Here is a 21,883-nt window from a genome sequence, read left to right on the forward strand (position 1 = left end):
TTTCAGTGTCTGTCGAGGTTGTATCTGAAATATTATTACTTTTAATAAAATGCATTAGGGTTTTACCATTGAGCTTAAATCAAATTTTCTTAAGGTTAATTTTGTTGTTTGAGCTTACCTCCATTTCCAGGAAATTTTCCCCTTCCCAATTTAGCAATTTACGTAGTTCACAAGGTATCGTTAAGTTACCATTATTTAGTGTTGCCTGATTTAAGTATTTATCTTCGTGGTCTTTCTCAATAACAATAGTATCTTTTTCGTTATAAATATAAAGCACGTGACCATCTTCAATTCCGAGTTCTTGTGTCACTTTCTTCGGTATGACGATTTGGCCATTATTATAAAGTTTCCTGATTAGCATAACTTCTCACTCCAATTAAGGATTTCTACTCTGTGCTTTTCACAAAGTTTTATTAACCTATGGTATCGAATAAATGAGTAGAAAGTATGCAGGGGTTAATCAATATATATAAAATCCAAAATGTATTAAGAAAAGTCCAGCCCAAGTTGAGAAGAATGGTTGAATATCCATAGTTATTGCACAAATATACGCTAACATGTAGGGTGGTTACTCCTTAACTTCCCTCGAAGAAACGGCCCGCATACAGCCGTTTCTTCATTTATAAACAGCTAGTCACTATTCTTTCTTTCTAGCTAATGCCGAATAAGGGAAAATCAATGTTCTTTGTTCCCCTCCATACAAAATCCATAAATACAAGGTATGATGACAGAGAATGACATAGAAGAGGTGAAATAGATGGGAAACTTTGAACCAATTAATCGAATAGCATTGGAATTAGGCCCTATCACTATTTATTGGTACGGCATAATTATCGGCTTTGGGATTTTCTTAGGATGGTTACTTGCTACAAAAGAAGCAAAAAGAAGAGGGTTGCACCCCGATGTCTTTTCAGATTTACTTCTTTGGGCGATTCCAATTTCTCTCCTTAGTGCTCGGTTATATTACGTATTATTCAAACTAGATTACTATTTGGATAATCCAGGACAGATTCTAGCAATCTGGGAAGGCGGCATCGCCATCCATGGAGGATTGATCGGTGCGGTAGCAACCTCGATAGTGTACGCACGAAAAAAAGAAATTTCTTTCTGGCAGCTCGCTGACATAGCTGCTCCTAGCATTATTCTCGGGCAGGCCATTGGTCGATGGGGAAACTTCATGAACCAGGAAGCGCATGGAACAGAGGTGACAAGAACATTTCTTGAAGATTTAATGCTGCCAGACTGGATTATTAACCAGATGTATATAGAAGGAGCGTATTACCACCCAACCTTTTTGTATGAATCTTTATGGAATCTTTCAGGTTTTTTTGTACTCCTTGCCATCAGAAAGTTCGGAGTCAAGCGGGGAGAAGTTTTCCTTTCTTATCTCATTTGGTATTCAGTAGGCAGGTTTTTTGTGGAGGGATTGAGGACGGACAGTCTTATGGTAACGGATGGATTAAGAATAGCCCAAGTCATGTCACTGGTTTTGATTGGCCTTTCTCTTTCAATCGCCTTGTATCGAAGGCGTAAAGGATTGGCAGAGGAGTCTTATAAAGAAAGTTCTGCTACTCAGTAGCTTAAACACATATCATACCCCCAGACTCCCCAGAGTTCTGGGGTTTTAAGTGAAGAATACCAAAAAGATAAGAAAATGACACCCTGCATAAATTCTCCTAAATTTAATGATAACATGGTTAAAAAATTTACAGGCAGGGGGAGTACAAAGATTAAGAACGGTATTTTAAGGCATGCAATCGTTATGGTAATACTCACAATTGCTTACCAAATCGCATATACATATTTTCTTTATCGGAACGGTGAATCACTTGATAAGGTATTTGCAATGGGAGGGAATGTTGTAAATCAAGCAACTTCAATGAAGGAACCGGATGAAAACGAGGGACCAATAAAGGAAAATGTGATTGTAAGAATAAAGGATAAAGTGCTTCTTGACGCACCGGTGGTAAAACAATTTCCGGAACTTCCACGAGGATGTGAAGTAACTAGTCTTGCAATGTTGCTTCAATACAATGATATTGATGTGGATAAAATGGAATTAGCTTCAGGCATTAAGAAGAATCCAGTGTTGCTCAAAAAAAGAGAGGGTGTAACTTACTGGGGACATCCAAACGATGGCTATATTGGGGATATGTATACCTATAAGAAACCCGGATTTGGTGTTTACCACAGACCAATAACTGAGCTAGCAGAAAAATACTTACCTGGTAAAGTAAAGGATATAACGGGGGCTGACTTTTCCGAAATTAAAACCTATTTATCCTTGGACCTTCCGATATGGGTGATCATAAATACAACCTATAAGAAGTTGCCGGCCTCTTCTTTTGAGGAATGGATAACACCCTCTGGACCGGTATCAATCACATACAAAGAACATTCAGTGCTAATTACTGGTTACGACGATAAATATATATACTTTAACGATCCTATCACGGGATTAAAAAACAGGAAAGAACCATACAACAGTTTTGAAGAGGCCTGGGAGCAAATGGGCAAGCAAGCCATAATCATTTTACCTGATTCTCAGATTTCTGAATAAAGGTGTTAATTAGGTTAGCACGAATTTAATTAATACCTACTAGCTAACCATCCATACACATTTTGTGATTTTTGGATAATGTAAATCTTTCTTTCTAACAAATGTAAAAATGCGAACTTCTATGACAAGAAAGTTTTCATCAATTTTAATAAAGAGAAATGTAATGCATATGTAATATTAATTGCACACTAAATGCACGTTGATTCGTTATTATTTAATTACTAGGACCCCCCTTTTTTAATATAATCTTTCCCATGCATGAAAGGCTGTCGTTTAAAATGCGACAGCCTTTCTGCTATAGTTGCGTTATTTGCATAGGTGCGAATCTGAGATGCATAAACCCTAAAACAGTGGTCAACCAAAAGGCTCCGGTAAATCACCGGAGCCTTCAGCCTATTCCACATTAAATTGTCCCATCATCCCTGCGTCTTCATGCTCGAGAATATGGCAATGGTACATGAATAACCCTTTATGATCAAATGTGGCAATTGCTCGGACTTTTTCACCAGGTGCAACCAAAATAGTATCCTTCCATCCGCGTTCATTTGGCGGCGGGGGATTCCCATCACGATCAAGGATCAGGAATTGGGTTCCATGGCCGTGGAACGGATGAGCCATGCCCATATTATTACCCATCATGCCCATTCCTTCATTCGAAATTTCCCAAATCTCGGTATCATGAAGCTTAAGCTGCTCGTCAATGCGATCCATGTCCATCTGTTTGCCGTTGATGCTGACATTACGGCCCATTCCTGACATGACGAATTTCCGAGTACGTGCAGCCATGGTTTCATCTGGATCTGGAATGTCAACCAATTTTGATGGAACATTATTTGGCCCTTTTTCCTCGCCAGTGACGATGAATTTCATAAATGAAGTTCCCTTATCGGTCAATTCCACGGTTTCTCCCTCTTCATATTCTGAAAAATCAACAATCAACTCAGCACGTTCTGCAGAACTTAAAATAAGCTTGTCCATTTCTACGGGTTTTTCCAGGAGTCCACCATCTGTCCCGATCTGGTAAAATTTCTGATTGTTGCTCAGTTGGAATTGATAAATCCGTGCATTAGAGCCATTCAGCAGCCGGAAACGGACCTTGCCTTTAGGAACTTCAACATAAGGATTAATGGCTCCATTCACCATAATCGTATCTCCCTGCAGTCCCATCATGACATCGTGCATGCTCAAATCATAGGTAAACTGACCGTTTTCATCGAGCTGTTTATCCTGGACAATTAATGGTATATCATTCACCCCATATTCGTTAGGCAGATCCAGGTTGTCACTGTCTTCATCATCAATTATAAACAGACCAGCAAGTCCTTTATATACGTGTTCGCCAGTTTCATGGAGTAGATGGGGATGGTACCATAAAGTAGCAGCGTTTTGTTCAATTTTGAATTGCGGATTCCACGTGGTTCCAGGCTGGATGCCGGAATGAGGGCCGCCATCCTGGTCGCCGTCAACTTCTAGTCCATGCCAATGGACCGTGGTTGCTTCATCAATCTCATTTTTTACTTTTATTGAAACATCATCTCCAGTTTTTACACGAATCACGGGTCCTAGGTAATCGCCATTATATCCAAACGTATCTGTTGGTTTGCCTTCTATAAACTCCATGGATCCTTTTTGGGCAACAAGAGTGAACTCTGCTTTTCCTGGGTCAGGATTCTCGTCTTTTAGGATGGGGGGAATGGGAAGAGAGGTTCCTCCATCAGCGAGTGAGTCATTCTTCATATCTTCAACCTCTCCGTTATCGTTACCCATCATACCACCATCCATCATTCCTCCCCCTTGTCCAGGCATGTTACCGTTCATGCCGCCAAAACCTCTCATAAAAAACCAGCCGCCCACAATGAGCAGAATCAATAAGATAAGTGCGGCCATAACTATTTTTTTCATCATTTTTACCTCCTTTAGTACTTATCTAGCTTTTACATGACTTTATTTTTGAATACACAATACCTCGCTGTGTATTTTATAAGCGCCGGTTTATAATTGCAAACAATAATGCTAACTGTAGTCAAATATGCATTTTCTATGGAGTTTAATTCGAGAAACCTGTGGTAGAAACTATAAAGTAAATAAAATTAAGGAGGAATAAAAATATGCTATTACCTGCATCTGACTTAGGGTTAATTTCAACTCACCTACCTGCCCATGACGGCATGATCATGAAAGTAAAGCTTATGGCAAGAGAAGCAAAAGAGGAAAAATTACTTGAATTGCTAAATACTAAGGTAGGGATTTTACGAAGCCATGTGCGTATCATGATGGATATGCTTGATCCTGACAGTAGTGATTTTGAGAAGCTTCCGGATTTCAATGAGCTTCCGGAGGGTCAGCTCGAAACTACATCTAGAGGGTCACAGCTGATGGACAAGCACATCGCAATGGAAATTAAGGCTTCTACAGAGGCAATGGCGAAGGATAACTTCGTCTCAGCTCTTAAAATGAAGGACCCGCAGGTCAAACAGACTCATATTGAAATGGCACTTCAGCAAGTAAAGCTGCTTAATATGGTTACTGAATTCCTGAAGGAGATTGAAGCAGATGTAACGCCTATGGGTACGCCAGATGAACAAAAGAAAGTCATGAATCATTTCAGTCATATGATGGAAGAATAGATTTTGATTGGAGGTCGAGAGATGAATACTGAAAATGAACATAGTACTGTAAACAATCATGACCACAGTCAGACCAGCAGTATGACTAAAGATAGTAGCCAGTCCAGTCGAACACCACATGACAGTCATGAACATCATCAAGAACATAGCATGATGGACTCCCATCAGGGACACACCGACCATAAGGAGAACATAGCAAAAGTACAGGTTGATTGGACCTCAAACCCTCATATGGTCAAAGTGGATCAAGAAACAGAAATTTTTATTGACATAAAAGATTTCTCCGGGAAGGTTATCGAGACTTTTCAAGCTGTGCATGAAAAAGAAATGCACCTACTGGCAATTAAAAAGGATTTATCTGCATTCCAGCATCTTCATCCGCATTATCGTGGGAAAGGCAGATTTCAGGTGAAGACAACCTTCCCAAAGGCAGGGGAATATAAATTTTATGCAGATTTCCTGCCGGAGGGGGCAAATCAGCAGCTTGCTTCTCATGAGCTTGTCGTAAAGGGCTCAGAAACCAAGGAAGAGGTTGTTCCCGACAAGCTTTTGAAAAAGGAGATGGACGACCTGACAATCGAGCTCATTCTCCCAGAAGCGAAAGTGGATGAGCATATAAGTTTGATTTTCACCCTAAATGATAAGGAAGGAAACCCAATTACTGAACTTGAACCCTATCTTGGTTCTGCAGGGCATGTAGTGATTGTCAGTGAGGATATGAATGAATTTCTCCATGTCCATCCAGTAGATGAAAATACAAAAGGACCAGATGTTGAGTATATGACCAGCTTTCCCCGAAGTGGATTGTATAAAATCTGGGGTCAGTTCAAGTACAAACAAAAACTTTATACAGTGCCTTTTGTTATAGAAGTCAAGTAATAGGCATCATTATCAGCAATGGCACACAGGATTGTGTGCTATTGTTCAATTTTCTAGTGAAGGAGGTAGAAACTTGAAGGAGATAGAAGGAAAGATTGACATGCCGCAAACGAACAAAGGACGACTGAAAATTATTACGGTACTGGCTATTCCGGCAGTCATCGAAAACTTTTTCCAGACGATTCTTGGCTTTGTCGATACATACTTTGTATCAAAAATCGGTCTGGCAGAAGTTTCGGCGGTAGGGGTCACCAATGCAGTCATTGCGATATATTTTGCGTTATTTATGGCAATTGGGGTAGCAGCCAATGTAAGGATTGCAAACTTCCTTGGTGCTAACCTTCCGGAAAAAGCAAGGCATATATCACAGCAATCAATCGTCCTTGCTGCCATATTTGGTATCTTAACAGGGATTATTACCTGGATTTTCGCTGAACCGCTGCTGAAACTAATGGGAATAGAGGCAGAGGTCCTCGAGGCCGGTGCTCTGTATTTCCGGATTGTTGGAATCCCTTCGATTGTGATGAGCTTCATGTTTGTGTTAAGCGCTATCCTGCGGGGAGCAGGCGATACAAAATCGCCGATGAAGGTGAGTATTGTCATCAATATTGTCAATGCAGTTTTGGATTATGTCCTTATCTTCGGTTTTTTGTTCATACCCGAAATGGGCATCGTAGGAGCAGGGATTGCAACGGTAATTTCAAGATTGATTGGAAGCATTGCGCTGTTTTACTATGTCAATAAAACAGAAACTCTTACTTTCAGAAGAGATTACTGGAGTATTGACAGGACACATCTTATGGAACTGACTACTCTTGGAGCCCCAGCTGCAGGCGAGAGATTAGTCATGCGTGCTGGCCAAATCGTCTATTTCGGTTTCGTTGTTGCCCTTGGTACCAATGCATTTGCCGCTCATCAGATTGCCGGAAATGTCGAAGTATTTTCCTATATGATTGGATATGGATTTGCTACAGCCGCCACAATTTTGGTTGGCCAGCAAATCGGTGCGGGCAATCTTGAAGAAGCCAAGCATTATGCCAAACTATCCACCTATCTCACAGTAGGAGCGATGACCCTGCTTGGTGCCTTGCTCTTCTTCCTCGGTGATTGGGCTGGCAGCTTATTTACCGAAGAACAGCAAGTTATCGATGATATAGGTACCGCACTAAAGATTTCGGGTATTTTCCAACCGTTCCTCGCTGTATTAATGGTGCTGACAGGAGCATTCCAGGGGGCAAATAACACGAAATTCCCGATGTACCTGACCGGATTCGGGATGTGGGCGGTACGAACCGTACTTGTCTATCTTCTTGGAATCAAGCTGGGCTGGGGACTCGCGGGAGTATGGATAGCAATCGGAGCCGATATCGCATTTCGTGCAATAGTATTGGTAATCCAATTCAAACGTGGAAAATGGATGGCACTTGAAAAAGCACCAGAGCCAGAATCTCACTGCCATCCGCAAACAACCAAAGAAAACATGTCAGCTTGCGCTAATAACTATTAATAAGGAGCATACAGTTATCAATCTGTATGCTTTTTTTAGGTAACAATATTATTAAAGTGAATCTAACCTTATCATAAGGGGATTCCTACTTAAAAAGGTGTCTAGTAAAAATAATAAGTCGTTAGACCAAGTTGTATCAAACACATTAAATAGCAAAAAAAACAGAATTATACCGTATAACTAGAGATGTCATAGCAGTAATCCTCTTTCCGGCTACCAAATCAAACTCCCTAGTTCTGTTAAAATTATGAAATTGACTCTTATTAGTTTTTTGGTGTTTTACCAAGTGTCCAAGAGGTAAAGGACATAAGAATCTATTTTAAGGAGGAAAATTAATGACCAATAACAAACTGTTGAGAAATTCAGGCTTAGGCTTAGTGGCTTTAGGACTCGTTTTTTCAGCTGCAGGAGTATCGGCAGAAGCCCATAATCCCGGAGCTAAATACCAACCCAATAATCAGATTGAAGTTGAATTGAATGTTGAGAAAAAACTAGCTATTGTAGAAAAGAAAGTGATTGCTGTTGAAACTAAAATCGAGGATATGGAAACTTCACTGGGGGAAGCTCCTCTAACAGCTGCAGAGGTAGAAATGTATGAGAAGTACCTAGAGGATATAAATCCCCTACTTAATCGTTTAAACGCTGCGGAAAACCAGTTAGATGCCAAGGTTAAAAATCAAAGCAATCCTGAACCAATTGCTGAAGAGATTTATGGATGGATAAACGAGGTACGCTCTAAAATCACTGTGGTCAAGGAAACAATGGAATCTCAACTGGCTGATACAATGTCCAGTTCAGGTGAAGTTCCTGAAGGACTTGCAACAGCAGAGAATCCGAAGTATGAAATCGGAAGCCAGGCTATAATTGAAGCAGATCATATGCCAGGCATGAAAGGTGCTCTAGCAACCATCAAAGGAGCATATGACACCACTGCATACTCTGTTACGTATTACCCTACAACTGGCGGAGAGCCTGTGAAAGATCATAAATGGGTCATTCATGAAGAGTTAGAAAACCCAGGGGAAGAACCTCTTGAACCTGGTACAGAAGTAACCCTTAACGCAGATCACATGGAAGGCATGAATGGTGCTACGGCTATCATCGAATCAGCTGTAGATACCACTGTCTATATGCTTGACTTTACAACAACATATGGAGAAAAAGTAGAGAATCATAAATGGATCACTGAAAGTGAATTAAAATCCATTGAGTAAAAAAACAAGATATTAAAGTATAACATCGAAAAAACAAAGTATACAGTACTAATGTGCTTGTATACTTTGTTTTTTTTAAATACTTAATGAAACTACCTAGAATTTTGTCGCCCGATTCTATAAAATGGTATATTTCATAGTCATTTCTATCCAATAAATAGTAAAATATCACTAGTGATAATAAAATTTATCAGGAGCTGATTTAATGTTTGAAAAAATATTAGAATCATTAGAGGCTGGGGGAGAAACGAGGAATATCGAATTTAAGAAAACTTACGATTGGGGTAATCCACAACATAGAGCAAAAATCGTTAAATGTATTTTAGCTATGAGTAACACTAAAGATGGTGGAAATCTTATCCTTGGCATTGACGATGAAAAACAAGGCTTAGAGAAGTTAACGGGTATGGAACAGGAGCATTACGAAAAATTAAACTATGATCATGTAGTAGTTGAGGTTAGTTAATAAATTTGCAGATCCTCCTATATCGTTCCATATATATCCAATTAAAAAGGATAATAAGTACTTTATTTTAATGAGGATCCCTGAGTTTGATGAATTGCCCATTATTTGTAAAAGAAGTGGAGAACAAGGACTAAAAGAAGGAGCGGTATTTTCAAGATCAAAAAATAAACCCGAATCTGCTCTTATTAGGTCTCAATCGGAAATGAGAGAATTAATGGATCTTGCAATAAACAAGGGAATTAGACAATTCTATATGAGGGTAAAAGATTCTGGATTACACCTAGCTGACGACGATACATCCCAAGAGAGTTATGCGAAAGAGTTAGTTGAAATTGAAGATGATGAAATAGTCCAACTGATTAAGAAAAAAGGCTATTGGAAAATTACAATAAGACCTACTTATTATGAGGAAGATAGAATTGAAACGTTGGAAAATTGTAGAAAGATATTACAAGACAACAAGTTGAGTTTGAGAGGGTGGGATTTCCCACACTTGAACGGTTTTGCGAATGGAAACAATTATGTCCAGTCTAAAGAAAACTTCGGTCAATTCAAAGAGCTATTAAGATTTTATAAGAGTGGTCAATTCATTTATTTTAATTCCATGTACGAAGAGTATATGGATGAGAGGTATCAAAAAAGAGTGAATGGGAAGGGATTAGAGATTATTAGTTCGCTCTATTTATTCACAGAAATATTTGAATTTGCAACAAGGTTAGCACAAGGGAAAATAGTAGGAAATGAAATTACAATAAGAATTGAGTGTAATGGTATTAAAGGACGACAACTTTTCTTTTATGAAGGTACAAGACCGCTTTTCCGTGACTATATTTCAACTATAGAGGACGAAGCACACTTAGAAATAAACATTGGGGTTGAAGAATTAATATCTAATGGTAGTACAATCGCAATTGAGGTATTAAATAATTTATTTGAAAAGTTTAATTGGGACATTCATGCAATTAAAGGAGTATTTATAGAAGAGCAACAAAAACTGTTAAAAGGATTATTATAATTGCAGATTTGGTGGCCAGCAGAATAGCTCTTTTCATAGGAAAAGGGCTTATTTTAAAGTAATAAGATTCAGGCAATAGTTAAAGATAAGGGTGGAAGTATTTCGATGGAGGTCCTTAAATCATTAGCGAAAAAGTGTCGGAATCCCTTTTCCTAAACTAAACAATAATTTACATAAATTTATTCATAGAACAATAATATTATATACCTATATAACTTGTGTAGCTAAGAACCAAGCAGAGAAATAAATGATAAGTGTCTATTGATGCACCGGAGGAGATCATTAGTTGGTTATTTAGCTAAATAGAATATCAGGTTTTGAGAGGTTCCTAAGAACAAAGTAATTTAAAAAATACGAAATATTTATAGTTGCCTGGTTTAGTCATAACAAAGAATAGGGGGATACATTTTCTTGCACAGTTAGCCCAAGGATTTAAAAATATTATTACGTAAAATATGAATTTGATGTAATATTATAACGAAGACTAATTTTTTCCTTAGGAGTAATTTGATGAAAAACAGCTCGCAGTCACAAAATTACAAAAAACTTGATTTAATACTTAAAGAACTCCCATGGTATGTAGAAGAATATATTGATAAGAAAAAAAGAAAACTCTCACCAGGCACTTTGCTTAATTACTGTCATGATTTTAAGATCTTTTTTAATTGGTTGGTGTCTGAGGGTTTTTATAATGGAGAAATAAAAGAAATTCCGCTGTCATTGTTTGAGACGCTGACTACTCAACAAATCGAAGACTTTCTCAGCTTCTTAAAGTTCCAGTTAGACAACAGAGAAATTACCATTAATAGAAAGTTATCATCTTTAAAATCACTCTTCAATTATCTGCAAAATATAGCTGAAACCGAAAAGTTAGAACCATATTTAATCCGCAATGTAATGGCGAAAATTGAATTTAATGATGTGTCCGAGGATCCTGAAACAATTGCAAACCGAATGGAAGGAAAAATTTTAATTGGAGATGAATATGAGGACTTCAGAGTATTTGTTGCTAAGGATTACGGTGAAATAAATAAATCCAATAAACGCATTACTACATTTTATAAAATGAATAAAGAACGTGATACAGCAATTGTATCATTATTCTTAGGATCAGGTTTAAGGTTATCTGAATTAGTATGGTTAAATATAGAGGATATAGATTTTAATAAAAACTGTGTGAGAGTAATAAGAAAAGGAAACAAAGAACAATACGTATACTTTAGTGAGCAAGCAATGACAGATTTAAAAGCATATCTGAGTATTAGGAGTAATAATTACAATATTCCGAGAGAAAATAAAGCTGTGTTTGTTGCAGCTCCTATGGGTCCTAAAGGAACTACCAGAAGGCTGTCAGGAAGAGCTATCGAGAAATTAATTGAAAAATACGCGATTGCGTTCGGGAAACCTTCCTTATCAGTACACAAATTAAGACATTCATTCGCAACGAGGTACCATTCTGAAATAAATGATGTACCTAAGTTAAGAAGACAGTTAGGCCATTCCTCAATTGAAACTACAATGATATATACACATCTGAAGAATGAGGATTTAAAGAATGCAATCAATAAACTTAATATGCCTAAAGAACAATAAAAAACTAATGTAGGTAAATTCTCTTCAAAAATTATGTATGTAGGTAGATTCTCTTCAAATTTTAACAATGTAGGCAAGGTCTTTTCAAAAAAATTTCAGTGATTTTAGGGCAGCAACTAAGATTTTTGTTCTAAAACACTGAAATGGAAGGAATGTAGGCACATTCTCTTCATTTATGTAGGCAGATTCTCTTCAACGGACAAGAGGGGGCAGAAAAGAATATAGCGCTACGAAAAATCATATTTTCTAGTTTACATAACATAAATTCTAGGAAGTTAGATAAAATAATAGAAATGACATCTCATTAACTAAGTATACTTAAATTAGTGAGACAGAAACAAAATTTTCGTTATTTACGCTTATTTATATACCAGTTGTATTTATCGGATCATTTTATTCAAATGCATTACTTAAATTTCTATGAATCATAATCAGTTCGTTTTTGCTTAATCTTTTAATATACATTCAATCTAAATCTTAAAAATCCTTGTTTTGTTTTTATATTTTTTACAATATCAACTATTCAATCTAATCCGTTCCTGATTTAATCCTGCAACTAACTACTTTTATCCAACTCTAAGATTTTACTTGCTCTCCTATAACCAGCCAGTTAGTTTACATAATATTATTATTTCTTCTTCTTTCAAAAATAAAACAAAGCACAAGATTTACACCTGTGCTTCTGGCATTGTTTCTTTTTTCACTTTATTAAGATATGTTCTTGGCGTACCATAGTAAGCTAATTGATTAAATTCTGGATAGACCGAGGAAAATTGTACGTAAATCGGGGCATCAAGCAGCCATGGATAATATGTGAAGAAGCTCCTATCCCCGTAAATCATCGCAGTTAATGCTAAATCCAGTTCTTTCTTGAATATCATATAACGGATCCTTGACATATTCCGATCATATTCTCCGTTGCTGATATACACTTTTCCATACAGCAAGTATTCTCCATTGATCGTGATCCAGTCTGCTAACACTTCATCTCGCATTTCATAATTTATGGCCTGGTAATCATACACATTCCCGATGCTGAGAAATAATTCTCCAGTGATGTCTGAATGGGTTAAAGTATACTTCCTGCCATCTATAGGTACAAAAGCAGTTGCAGGAGGAATAAAGGTAACTTTCAATTTTTCTGGCTTGAATTTGCTCACGTCAGAAGGCTCCTTCCCAATAAAAGAATCCTTTTCCGATAGCTTATGCCAGACATCATAAATACGTGACAGACGCCTATTCATTGAGCTTCCAGCGCTTTGACTTCAGCACTTATTACCTGCCATTTCCCGTTCTTATATAACCAGGTCGATTCGAGATTGGCAACTCCATCTGCATTATATGCACCATTTATTCTCTGGCTCCCTTTTAATCCGTTAGTATCGTTCTTGAGCTTTATAGGCTTTAATGTGCCGAATGGCAGAACCATAAGTTCCGTTGGTTCATTCAATTCTCCATCTTGATAAAGACCAAGCCGTTCATACTCCTCTTTCCTGTCGCTTAAATCAAAGCTGTACGATTGGCCTGTTTCCTCGATCGAAATGGAAGCCTTATAACCATCCTCGAATTGGCTGCTGACTGCCAAAGGCTCTGGTACGGTCAGACCGGTAACCTGGAAATCCTTCAAACTATATAGATAAAAATTTGACAGCCCCCCGCTTCCTCCCGTAGGAACACTGATCAGTATGTCCTTCACGGAGTCATGATTCAAATCTTTATAAATAGTTGTAGGGTCATAGCCAGCTTCAAGGTCAATTTTATATATTTCACCATCTGAGGCTCTGATTTTCAAGTAAATTCGCTTGAGATACTGTGCCCCCTCTTCAAAAGGCACACCTTTGACATAAACCAAATCCTTTTTCTCGTCGCCTGTAATATCAACTTTGTCTTCCGAAATCGTCACCGTTTTCTCTTTAGACTCTCCTGCATATACGCCAGTTAAGGCGTTTAACGACATAAAAAAGAATGCACTGAACGTAATTAGCAATTCCCTTTTCATTATGCATCACCCCGTTATAGTTAACATCTCCATATATGGTAAAAAAATGCACAAAAAACCCTTCTGATCGTGTCAGAAGGGTTGAGTATCATTACTTGTCCTTGGATTCTGCAGGCTTCCGGTATTCCCATGATTCAATTCCAGTCAATCCTTCGATTGAGTCAGCATAGAATACTGGATCTTTCCCTTGTTTGCGCTGTTCCCTGTAATCCTTTAATGCTGCCATCGCAATCTTTGCCAATAACGTTATGACGATAAGATTGATCAATGCCATAATTCCCATGAAAAGATCTGCTAGATTCCATACTATGGCTAACTCGGCAATTGAACCGAATAAAACCATTGCAATAACCGCAAGGCGATAAATTAACAGAGCTGCAGGACTTTCCTTGATGAATTCAATATTCGTTTCACCATAATAATAATTTCCGATGATTGAGGTGAAGGCAAAAAGGAAAATAGCTCCGCCGACGAATGCTGGTGCCCATGAACCGACATGCACCGTCAATGCTGCCTGGGTCAATTGTATTCCATCTAAATCAGTGTTGGTATATTCGCCAGACATAATGATGATGAATGCTGTTGCCGTACAAATCAGTATAGTATCCGTAAATACGCCTAATGTTTGGATTAGGCCTTGCTTTACTGGATGTGTGACTGCAGCAGTAGCTGCTGCATTTGGTGCACTGCCCATACCAGCCTCATTGGAGAATAGGCCTCTTTTAATTCCCATCATGACCGCTGCTCCCATTCCTCCGCCAACTACTTCCTGTAAGCCAAAAGCATTCTTGACAATCAGGGAGAGCATAGCAGGAATTTCACTGAAGTTCATGATCACAATGAACAAGGCAAGGATCAAATAGATTACTGCCATAATTGGCACGATAATTTGTGAAACAAAAGCTATCCTTTTGATGCCCCCGAAAATGACTGCGGCAGTCATGACAGCCAAAATGATTCCCATCCAAAAGCGATCGAAACCAAATGCCTGGTCAAAGGCAAGGGAAATCGTATTGGATTGAACTGAACTAAATACCAAACCAAACGTGAAAACAATGATTATAGCGAATAAAATTCCCAGCCATCGCTTATTTAAGCCGCGTTCCATATAATAAGCTGGTCCGCCGCGATATTCTGCCTCGTCGGTATCCTTAACTTTATAGATTTGAGCAAGGGTACTCTCGATGAAGCTTGAAGCTGCACCAACCAGGGCTATGATCCACATCCAGAATACCGCTCCCGGTCCCCCTGCAGACACGGCTGTAGCTACTCCAGCAAGGTTTCCTGTTCCCACCCTTGAAGCTAAGCTGACCGTAAATGCCTGAAATGAGGATCTGCCTCTTTTTCCCTCTGATGAAACGGTGGCTGGATCTTTAAGTACCCTTATCATCTCAGGAAAGAATTTAAACTGGACAAACCTGGTCCTGAAAGTAAAATATGTACCGAGCACTACCAGTACAGCTATTAAGATATAGCTCCACATATAGTTGTTTAGTTCCGATATGATGTTGTTAAGAATCTCCATAGTAAACTCCTTTTCATTTTCTCGCAAAGCTATATAAATATAGTTTTTAATGTACCAAAAATGTAAATTCAGCACAATGGCACTTAACTTCCATATCAAGCTTTGCCTCTAAGTCATCTACTTATTTACCCTGATTTTGGTAATAAAAACAAAAAACACAGGAAGGATCCTGTGTTTTTTTATAATCTTTATTTATTTTCTGTTTCTTTCACTTCTTCGCTTTTCCAAATTCCTGTTAACTTGCCCGTTTCACTTTCATCCACAAGGAAAGAGCCATTTGAATAACGATCGTTGAATCTTAATTCAGAAGCTTTCAAGGATACAATTTGCTGTTTTTCTGTCTGGAAGAATACTTCATCCTCGTCTCGGACAGCTTCCACTCCAATAATGCGGTGAGGATTGGCTTTCAGCTCCCGAAGCATCACAACTCCGCGTTTCGCCCGTGATGTTTTTTCGAATTCTGACAGCTTCATCTTTTTAACAGCACCACGCTGTGTAGCGATGACAATGGAGTGGCCTTGATTGGTGTCAATCATTTTCCCGCCGACAACATAATCTCCGTCCTTCAGGTTCATCCCTTTAACTCCGGCTGCCCTGATTCCAATCGGACTGATTTCTTCTTCACTAAACCATAGGGCATAGCCTAGATGCGATGCAAGGAAGAGATCATTCTCACCATTGGTTAAATGGACATCGACCACTTTGTCGTCACCTTTGACATTGATAGCAGTCAGCGGCTTGGAGTAGCGTTGGGCTTTATAAAGGCTTAATTCTGATTTTTTCACCATGCCATTCTTGGTCACAAATACAAAGAATGCGTTCTGTTCGAAATCCGTGACAGGAACGGCTTTTATGATTTCTTCATCACGATCCAGCGGCACGAGGTTGGCTACATGCTGGCCAAGATCTTTCCAACGGATGTCAGGCAGTTCGTGGACAGGCAAGTATAGATAGCTGCCTTTATTCGTGAACAACAGCAAGACATCTTTTGTATTCATATTCAACTGTGACAACAGCCTGTCGGTATCCTTCATGGCAAAATCCTGCCCATTGGACGCAGCATATGATCTTTGGCTGGTTCGTTTAACGTAACCGTCTCTCGTCACAGTGACGATGACATCCTCACTTGCGATGAGGACTTCAAGGTTGATCTTGATTTCCTCAATCTCATCCTGGATTTTCGTTCTGCGGTCATCTGAGAAGCGCTTTTTGACATCCTTCAGTTCTTTCTTGATAACGGATAAAAGCTTTTTCTCACTGCCAAGAATTGCGGTAAGCTCTTCTACCTTTTTGGCAAGCTCCTCTGCCTCGGCTTGAAGCGCAGTGATATCAGTGTTAGTCAGGCGATATAATTGCAAGGAAACGATTGCTTCTGCCTGGACCTCAGTGAATTCGAATTTTTTAATCAAATTATCTTTGGCATCACGTTTATCCTTGGATGCACGAATCGTAGCGATTACCTGATCCAGGATCGATAAAGCTTTTATGAGCCCTTCAACAATATGCTGTCGGTCACGGGCCTTTTGAAGGTCATATTGGGAACGTTTAGTCACAACATCCTTCTGATGGTCAATATACGCATCAATCAGCTCGGCAAGTCCCATCAATACTGGCCTTTTTTTGTTGATTGCCACCATATTGAAGTTATAAGTAATCTGTAAATCGCTATTTTTATAAAGATAGTGCAATACACCATTTGAGTCAGCGTCTTTTTTCAGTTCAATCACTACACGGAGGCCGGTGCGGTCAGTCTCATCACGTACTTCTGCAATGCCTTCCACTTTTCGGTCTAGTCGGAATTCATCAATACGTTTAACAAGATTGGCTTTGTTGATTTCGTATGGGATTTCTGTAATGACAATCTGCTGCTTGCCGCCACGGATATCTTCAATCTCAGCTTTGCCGCGAACGATGATCTTTCCTTTGCCGGTTTTATACGCTTTTGCTATGCCCTCGATGCCCTGGATGATTCCCCCAGTTGGAAAATCAGGGCCCTTTATGACTTTCATCAAATCTTCAATCGTGCATGCAGGGTTGTCCATCCTCATGATAACCCCATCAATCACTTCCGCTAAATTATGGGGCGGGATATCCGTAGCATAACCCGCTGATATACCTGTTGAACCATTGACCAGCAAGTTAGGGAACATCGCTGGAAGCACGGTAGGCTCGCTGGAGGTATCATCGAAGTTCGGAATAAATTCAACCGTTCTTTTTTCGATATCCCTTAGGAGCTCACCGGCAATGGCCGATAATCTTGCTTCGGTATAACGCATCGCGGCTGGCGGGTCACCGTCGATGCTCCCATTATTTCCGTGCATTTCGACAAGATAGTTACGTACTTTCCAATCCTGGCTCATCCGCACCATTGCTTCATAAACAGAGGAATCACCATGCGGGTGGTAGTTACCAATAACGTTACCGACCGTCTTGGCAGATTTACGGAAGCCTTTTTCACTTGTATTGCCTTCTACGTGCATAGCGTACAAAATCCTGCGTTGAACAGGTTTAAGTCCGTCCCTGGCATCAGGAAGCGCACGTTCCTGGATAATATATTTACTATATCGGCCAAAACGGTCCCCTAATACGTCTTCTAAAGGGAGGTCACGAAATTTTTCAATAGAACTCATTCTTCAGTAACCTCCTCTGCAACTGAAATATTTTCATTTTCAAGGATGTTTCCATCTTCTTCAAGACCAAAAGCCACATTGGATTCGATCCACTTCCTGCGTGGTTCCACCTTATCACCCATAAGGGTCGTCACTCTTCGTTCCGCTCTTGCTGCATCGTCAATTCGTACGCGGATCAATGTCCTGGTCTCCGGATCCATTGTCGTTTCCCATAGCTGGTCTGCGTTCATTTCTCCAAGACCTTTATAACGCTGGATGATATAGCCTTTGCCGACCTTCTTCATCGCATCCTTCAGCTCTTCGTCGCTCCAGGCATATTCGATGATTTCTTTCTTGCCTGTACCCTTGCTGACCTTATATAAAGGCGGCAGTGCAATGAATACCTTTCCGGCTTCAATCAGCGGCTTCATATATCTGTAAAAGAATGTCAATAACAGCACCTGTATATGGGCCCCGTCAGTATCAGCATCCGTCATGATGACAATTTTGTCATAGTTGATGTCTTGTACATTGAAGTCAGACCCCACACCTGCACCAATTGCATGAATGATCGTGTTGATTTCTTCGTTCTTGAAGATGTCCTGAAGCTTTGCTTTTTCTGTATTGATAACTTTACCGCGCAGTGGGAGCACAGCCTGGAACTTTCTATCACGGCCCTGCTTGGCAGAACCGCCTGCAGAATCACCCTCAACAAGATATAGTTCATTTTTTGCAGGATTCTTGGATTGAGCTGGAGTCAGCTTGCCGGATAACATTGCGTCTGATCTCTTTCTCTTTTTGCCGCTCCTTGCATCCTCGCGTGCTTTACGGGCAGCTTCACGAGCCTGGTACGCCTTGATGGACTTCTTAATTAGCAATGTACTAATATCAGGATTTTCTTCAAGGAAATAGGAAAGATGCTCTGAAACGACTGAGTCGACGGCAGATCTAGCTTCACTAGTCCCTAGTTTTCCCTTTGTCTGGCCTTCAAATTGCAGCAGCTCCTCTGGAATACGCACAGAGACAATTCCTGCTAATCCTTCCCGGATGTCTGCTCCTTCGAGGTTTTTGTCTTTTTCCTTAAGCAATCCAACCTTGCGGGCATATTCATTGAACACCCTGGTCATTGCTGTTTTGGCACCCGCTTCATGCGTTCCGCCATCTTTCGTACGGACATTGTTTACGAATGAGAGCACATTCTCTGAGTAACCATCATTAAATTGAAAGGCAAACTCAACTTCTATCTGGCTATTGTCCCCTTCGAAACTGACAACTGGATGAAGCACATCTTTTTCTTCGTTCAAGTATTCAACGAATGCCTGAATACCAGTTTCGAAATGGAAGACATCTTTCACATCATTGCGTTCATCGATCAACTCTATTTTTAACCCTTTTAACAAAAAGGCAGACTCTCTAAGGCGTTCCGAAAGGGTATCATAGTTATAAGTTAATGTAGAAAATATTTCAGGGTCTGGTTTAAAGTGGATGATTGTTCCCGTTTGGTTCGTCTTACCGATCTTTTCGAGTGTAGTCACTGGCTTGCCGCCATTCTCAAAACGCTGTTCATAGACAAACCCATCACGTTTTATGGTTACAACCAGCCATTCTGATAATGCGTTAACAACGGAAGCACCCACACCATGTAATCCACCGCTCGTTTTATATCCGCCCTGTCCAAATTTGCCCCCTGCGTGCAGGACGGTAAGGATTACCTCGGGAGTCGGTTTGCCGAGCTTGTGCATACCAGTAGGCATCCCACGGCCTTTATCCTGGACACTGACTGAATTATCTTTATGGATTTTGACGATGATCTGATTGCCGTAGCCGCCGAGTGCTTCGTCTACTGAGTTATCAACGATTTCATAAACGAGGTGATGTAGTCCTCTTGTATCTGTGCTGCCGATATACATACCCGGCCTTTTGCGTACCGCTTCAAGGCCTTCCAGTACCTGTATGGCATCATCATTATAATCAAAAGCTTGCTGATTTCTTGCCACGAACATACCCCTTTCATTTCTTGCAAACAACATTGACGGTTTTTATGTATAGTGTCAATGAATTCGTTAAGTATTCATTTTTTTGATAAAGGCTTTTCAAATTAAGTTGGTGTTCAATTCATTGAGCCATTTTACATAAAAAGCTGCCTTTCGCCTATATCAGAACAATTGTTCTCTTATTTATTTTACCATAAGTATGGCGTCTATGCTTAATTGTAGCGATTAATTGGAATTTGGCAAACGGATTTCAAGAATTAATTGGAATTTTGTCATAAAAAATCGGTTTTTTGGATACTTATGTGAAGGTTTTATGTCGTCCTCGGCGGTGTTTTAAATTATGTTTCTCCGCAGACAGGCTTGCAATACCCGCTCGTGAACCAAACTCCCAGTGATTTCCGCCGTTATTTTTCCAAGATGTACTGCAACATAAGAACAAATTCATTTTATGGAGGACATTCAATATGAGAAGCACGAAGGTGTTCTTTCTTGGGTCGGCACTGCTCCTTCTTCTTGCTGTCACTGCCGGCGGTGTATTCAGAAGTGACACTGATGGAGGAGAACGGGGGCAAAAAATTCAGTCTGCGGAACAACCAATCATGCTGGAACGGTCCATGGCAAAGGTAAACAATGTTAAGATGGGGGAGAAAATCAAGACTCAACTTGATACCCAAGATGAAATCACGTTAATCTTTCATAATAAAAAGAATACAAGTCATTATTATGACCATGAAGCCGCAGTAGACTTTGTTAATGAACCAAGCTCGGAGGAAATAGACGAAATAACCCGGGATATCAAAGGCTGGGTCATCAAGCATCTGAATTCCATCTATATTTTCAGATCAACTGTAATGGAAACACCTGAAATGATACAGTATTTTAAACAAAGACAGAATATCGAATATGCTGAACCAAATTTCATCTTGATGCAAAATGAAGTGAATGGACCTAATGACCTGCTTTACCAGGAAAACTATCAGTGGAACTTACCGGTAATCGGTACGGAACAAGGATGGAATGTGACCCGTGGCAATGAAGAAGTTCAAATTGCGATTGTGGATACAGGAGTGGATTTGGATCATCCAGATTTAAGAAACCGACTTGTCAAGGGCTACAATGTGATTGATGAGAAATCAGAGCCGGATGATGATAATGGACATGGAACCCATGTAGCCGGAATTATTGCTTCGGAAACGAATAATAACCAGGGTGTTGCCGGAATGACCTGGTTCAGCAAAATCATGCCGGTCAAAGCGATGGGAGCTAAAGGTTATGGTACGACTTTTGATATTGCAAAAGGAATCGTCTGGGCCGTTGACCAGGGTGCCGATGTAATTAACCTAAGTCTTGGCAATTATCAGCCTTCAAAGGTTCTTGAAGAAGCTGTCCGCTATGCTTATGAGAATAATGTGGTCATGGTTTCTGCAGCCGGCAATGACGCTTCAAATCAGCCTACCTACCCTTCTGCCTATCCGGAAGTCTTAAGTGTTGCTGCAGTAGATTATAATGGAAACCGGGCAAGCTTTTCTAACTATGGGGATTATATTGATATAGCCGCACCAGGAGTCTATATCCCCAGCACCTACTTTAATGAACAGTATGCCGCACTTTCAGGCACATCAATGGCCGCTCCGCATGTCGCCGGCCTAGCCGCGCTTATTAAATCTGCCAACCCTGGTTTAAAAAGCTCTCAAGTCATAAGGATCATCAAAAATTCCGCGATTGACCTTGGAGAGCAAGGAAAAGATATAAATTTTGGCAATGGCTTGATTGATGTGAATTCAGCATTGCAGGAAGCAAGTAAAGAGGTGCCAGGCATCAACAAAAATGAAAATTCTTTATTTGAATGGTTAAGGTAAGCCATCAGCATGAAACAAGCCGCCCTAAAATGGACG

Annotated in this window: 17 protein-coding genes; 10 read left to right on the top strand and 7 right to left on the bottom strand. The window is 39.8% G+C overall.

From position 1 onward, the window contains the following. Positions 1-79: 79 nt before the first annotated feature. Positions 80-361 (bottom strand): AbrB/MazE/SpoVT family DNA-binding domain-containing protein, encoded by a 282-nt coding sequence (locus tag RH061_RS11985; RefSeq protein WP_214904612.1) that lies wholly within the window; start codon positions 359-361, stop codon positions 80-82. Between the two features lie 396 nt (positions 362-757). Between RH061_RS11985 and lgt the strand changes: the two genes are divergently transcribed. Continuing rightward, complete coding sequence (gene lgt, locus RH061_RS11990; protein ID WP_311070436.1) at positions 758-1,579, top strand: prolipoprotein diacylglyceryl transferase; 822 nt, start codon at positions 758-760, stop codon at positions 1,577-1,579. Positions 1,580-1,654: 75 nt separating this feature from the next. Then, on the top strand, positions 1,655-2,560 hold the full coding sequence (locus RH061_RS11995; RefSeq protein ID WP_311070437.1) for a C39 family peptidase: 906 nt from the start codon (positions 1,655-1,657) through the stop codon (positions 2,558-2,560). A 393-nt stretch (positions 2,561-2,953) separates the two neighbouring features. On the opposite strand, the gene RH061_RS12000 is transcribed toward RH061_RS11995, so the two are convergent. Further along, on the bottom strand, positions 2,954-4,465 hold the full coding sequence (locus RH061_RS12000; protein ID WP_214708363.1) for a multicopper oxidase family protein: 1,512 nt from the start codon (positions 4,463-4,465) through the stop codon (positions 2,954-2,956). Positions 4,466-4,668: 203 nt separating this feature from the next. Here RH061_RS12000 and RH061_RS12005 point away from each other — a divergent pair, with 203 nt between their 5' ends. The 7 genes from RH061_RS12005 (at position 4,669) to xerS (ending at position 11,861) form a co-directional block, all read left to right on the top strand. Beyond that, complete coding sequence (locus tag RH061_RS12005) at positions 4,669-5,187, top strand: hypothetical protein (protein WP_214708366.1); 519 nt, start codon at positions 4,669-4,671, stop codon at positions 5,185-5,187. Positions 5,188-5,208: 21 nt separating this feature from the next. Then, positions 5,209-6,066, top strand: a complete 858-nt coding sequence (locus RH061_RS12010; protein WP_311070438.1) for a DUF8832 domain-containing protein — start codon at positions 5,209-5,211, stop codon at positions 6,064-6,066. A 100-nt stretch (positions 6,067-6,166) separates the two neighbouring features. Beyond that, entirely contained in the window at positions 6,167-7,573 is a 1,407-nt protein-coding gene (locus tag RH061_RS12015; RefSeq protein ID WP_396654893.1) for an MATE family efflux transporter, read from the top strand. A 590-nt stretch (positions 7,574-8,163) separates the two neighbouring features. Further along, entirely contained in the window at positions 8,164-8,787 is a 624-nt protein-coding gene (locus RH061_RS12020) for a YdhK family protein (protein WP_396654894.1), read from the top strand. 205 nt (positions 8,788-8,992) lie between these two features. Next, positions 8,993-9,253, top strand: a complete 261-nt coding sequence (locus RH061_RS12025; protein ID WP_311070440.1) for an AlbA family DNA-binding domain-containing protein — start codon at positions 8,993-8,995, stop codon at positions 9,251-9,253. Beyond that, on the top strand, positions 9,240-10,268 hold the full coding sequence (locus RH061_RS12030; protein ID WP_311070441.1) for a hypothetical protein: 1,029 nt from the start codon (positions 9,240-9,242) through the stop codon (positions 10,266-10,268). Before RH061_RS12025 ends, RH061_RS12030 begins: the two co-directional genes overlap by 14 nt. 510 nt (positions 10,269-10,778) lie before the next feature. Then, positions 10,779-11,861 carry a tyrosine recombinase XerS gene (gene xerS, locus RH061_RS12035; RefSeq protein ID WP_192472328.1) on the top strand — a complete coding sequence of 361 codons (1,083 nt, stop codon included), beginning with the start codon at positions 10,779-10,781 and terminating at the stop codon, positions 11,859-11,861. Positions 11,862-12,529: 668 nt separating this feature from the next. Here xerS and RH061_RS12040 read toward each other — a convergent pair. The 5 genes from RH061_RS12040 to parE all read right to left on the bottom strand — a co-directional run bounded on the left by RH061_RS12040 (position 12,530) and on the right by parE (position 19,991). Further along, positions 12,530-13,021, bottom strand: coding sequence for a staygreen family protein (locus tag RH061_RS12040; protein ID WP_311070442.1), 492 nt, complete (start codon positions 13,019-13,021; stop codon positions 12,530-12,532). Between the two features lie 80 nt (positions 13,022-13,101). Further along, positions 13,102-13,860 carry a hypothetical protein gene (locus RH061_RS12045; protein WP_311070443.1) on the bottom strand — a complete coding sequence of 253 codons (759 nt, stop codon included), beginning with the start codon at positions 13,858-13,860 and terminating at the stop codon, positions 13,102-13,104. A gap of 91 nt (positions 13,861-13,951) precedes the next feature. Next, positions 13,952-15,385: an alanine/glycine:cation symporter family protein gene (locus tag RH061_RS12050; protein ID WP_311070445.1), complete on the bottom strand. Its 1,434-nt coding sequence runs from the start codon at positions 15,383-15,385 to the stop codon at positions 13,952-13,954. Positions 15,386-15,573: 188 nt separating this feature from the next. Continuing rightward, positions 15,574-18,015: a DNA topoisomerase IV subunit A gene (parC, locus tag RH061_RS12055; RefSeq protein ID WP_311070446.1), complete on the bottom strand. Its 2,442-nt coding sequence runs from the start codon at positions 18,013-18,015 to the stop codon at positions 15,574-15,576. After that, complete coding sequence (gene parE, locus RH061_RS12060; RefSeq protein ID WP_311070448.1) at positions 18,012-19,991, bottom strand: DNA topoisomerase IV subunit B; 1,980 nt, start codon at positions 19,989-19,991, stop codon at positions 18,012-18,014. The genes parC and parE overlap by 4 nt, the downstream gene beginning before the upstream one ends. Positions 19,992-20,452: 461 nt before the next feature. On the opposite strand from parE, the gene RH061_RS12065 reads away from it, so the two are divergent. Further along, positions 20,453-21,847, top strand: coding sequence for a S8 family peptidase (locus RH061_RS12065; protein ID WP_311070450.1), 1,395 nt, complete (start codon positions 20,453-20,455; stop codon positions 21,845-21,847). Positions 21,848-21,883 lie beyond the last annotated feature (36 nt).

This window comes from Mesobacillus jeotgali (assembly GCF_031759225.1).
GTDB lineage: Bacteria > Bacillota > Bacilli > Bacillales > Cytobacillaceae > Mesobacillus > Mesobacillus jeotgali_B.

Coding starts and splice junctions, on each gene's coding strand:
- RH061_RS11985 (WP_214904612.1), bottom strand. CDS start 361: ATGCTAATCAGGAAACTTTATAATAATGGCCAAATCGTCATACCGAAG.
- lgt (WP_311070436.1), top strand. CDS start 758: ATGGGAAACTTTGAACCAATTAATCGAATAGCATTGGAATTAGGCCCT.
- RH061_RS11995 (WP_311070437.1), top strand. CDS start 1,655: ATGACACCCTGCATAAATTCTCCTAAATTTAATGATAACATGGTTAAA.
- RH061_RS12000 (WP_214708363.1), bottom strand. CDS start 4,465: ATGATGAAAAAAATAGTTATGGCCGCACTTATCTTATTGATTCTGCTC.
- RH061_RS12005 (WP_214708366.1), top strand. CDS start 4,669: ATGCTATTACCTGCATCTGACTTAGGGTTAATTTCAACTCACCTACCT.
- RH061_RS12010 (WP_311070438.1), top strand. CDS start 5,209: ATGAATACTGAAAATGAACATAGTACTGTAAACAATCATGACCACAGT.
- RH061_RS12015 (WP_396654893.1), top strand. CDS start 6,167: ATGCCGCAAACGAACAAAGGACGACTGAAAATTATTACGGTACTGGCT.
- RH061_RS12020 (WP_396654894.1), top strand. CDS start 8,164: ATGTATGAGAAGTACCTAGAGGATATAAATCCCCTACTTAATCGTTTA.
- RH061_RS12025 (WP_311070440.1), top strand. CDS start 8,993: ATGTTTGAAAAAATATTAGAATCATTAGAGGCTGGGGGAGAAACGAGG.
- xerS (WP_192472328.1), top strand. CDS start 10,779: ATGAAAAACAGCTCGCAGTCACAAAATTACAAAAAACTTGATTTAATA.
- RH061_RS12045 (WP_311070443.1), bottom strand. CDS start 13,860: ATGAAAAGGGAATTGCTAATTACGTTCAGTGCATTCTTTTTTATGTCG.
- RH061_RS12050 (WP_311070445.1), bottom strand. CDS start 15,385: ATGGAGATTCTTAACAACATCATATCGGAACTAAACAACTATATGTGG.
- parC (WP_311070446.1), bottom strand. CDS start 18,015: ATGAGTTCTATTGAAAAATTTCGTGACCTCCCTTTAGAAGACGTATTA.
- RH061_RS12065 (WP_311070450.1), top strand. CDS start 20,453: ATGAGAAGCACGAAGGTGTTCTTTCTTGGGTCGGCACTGCTCCTTCTT.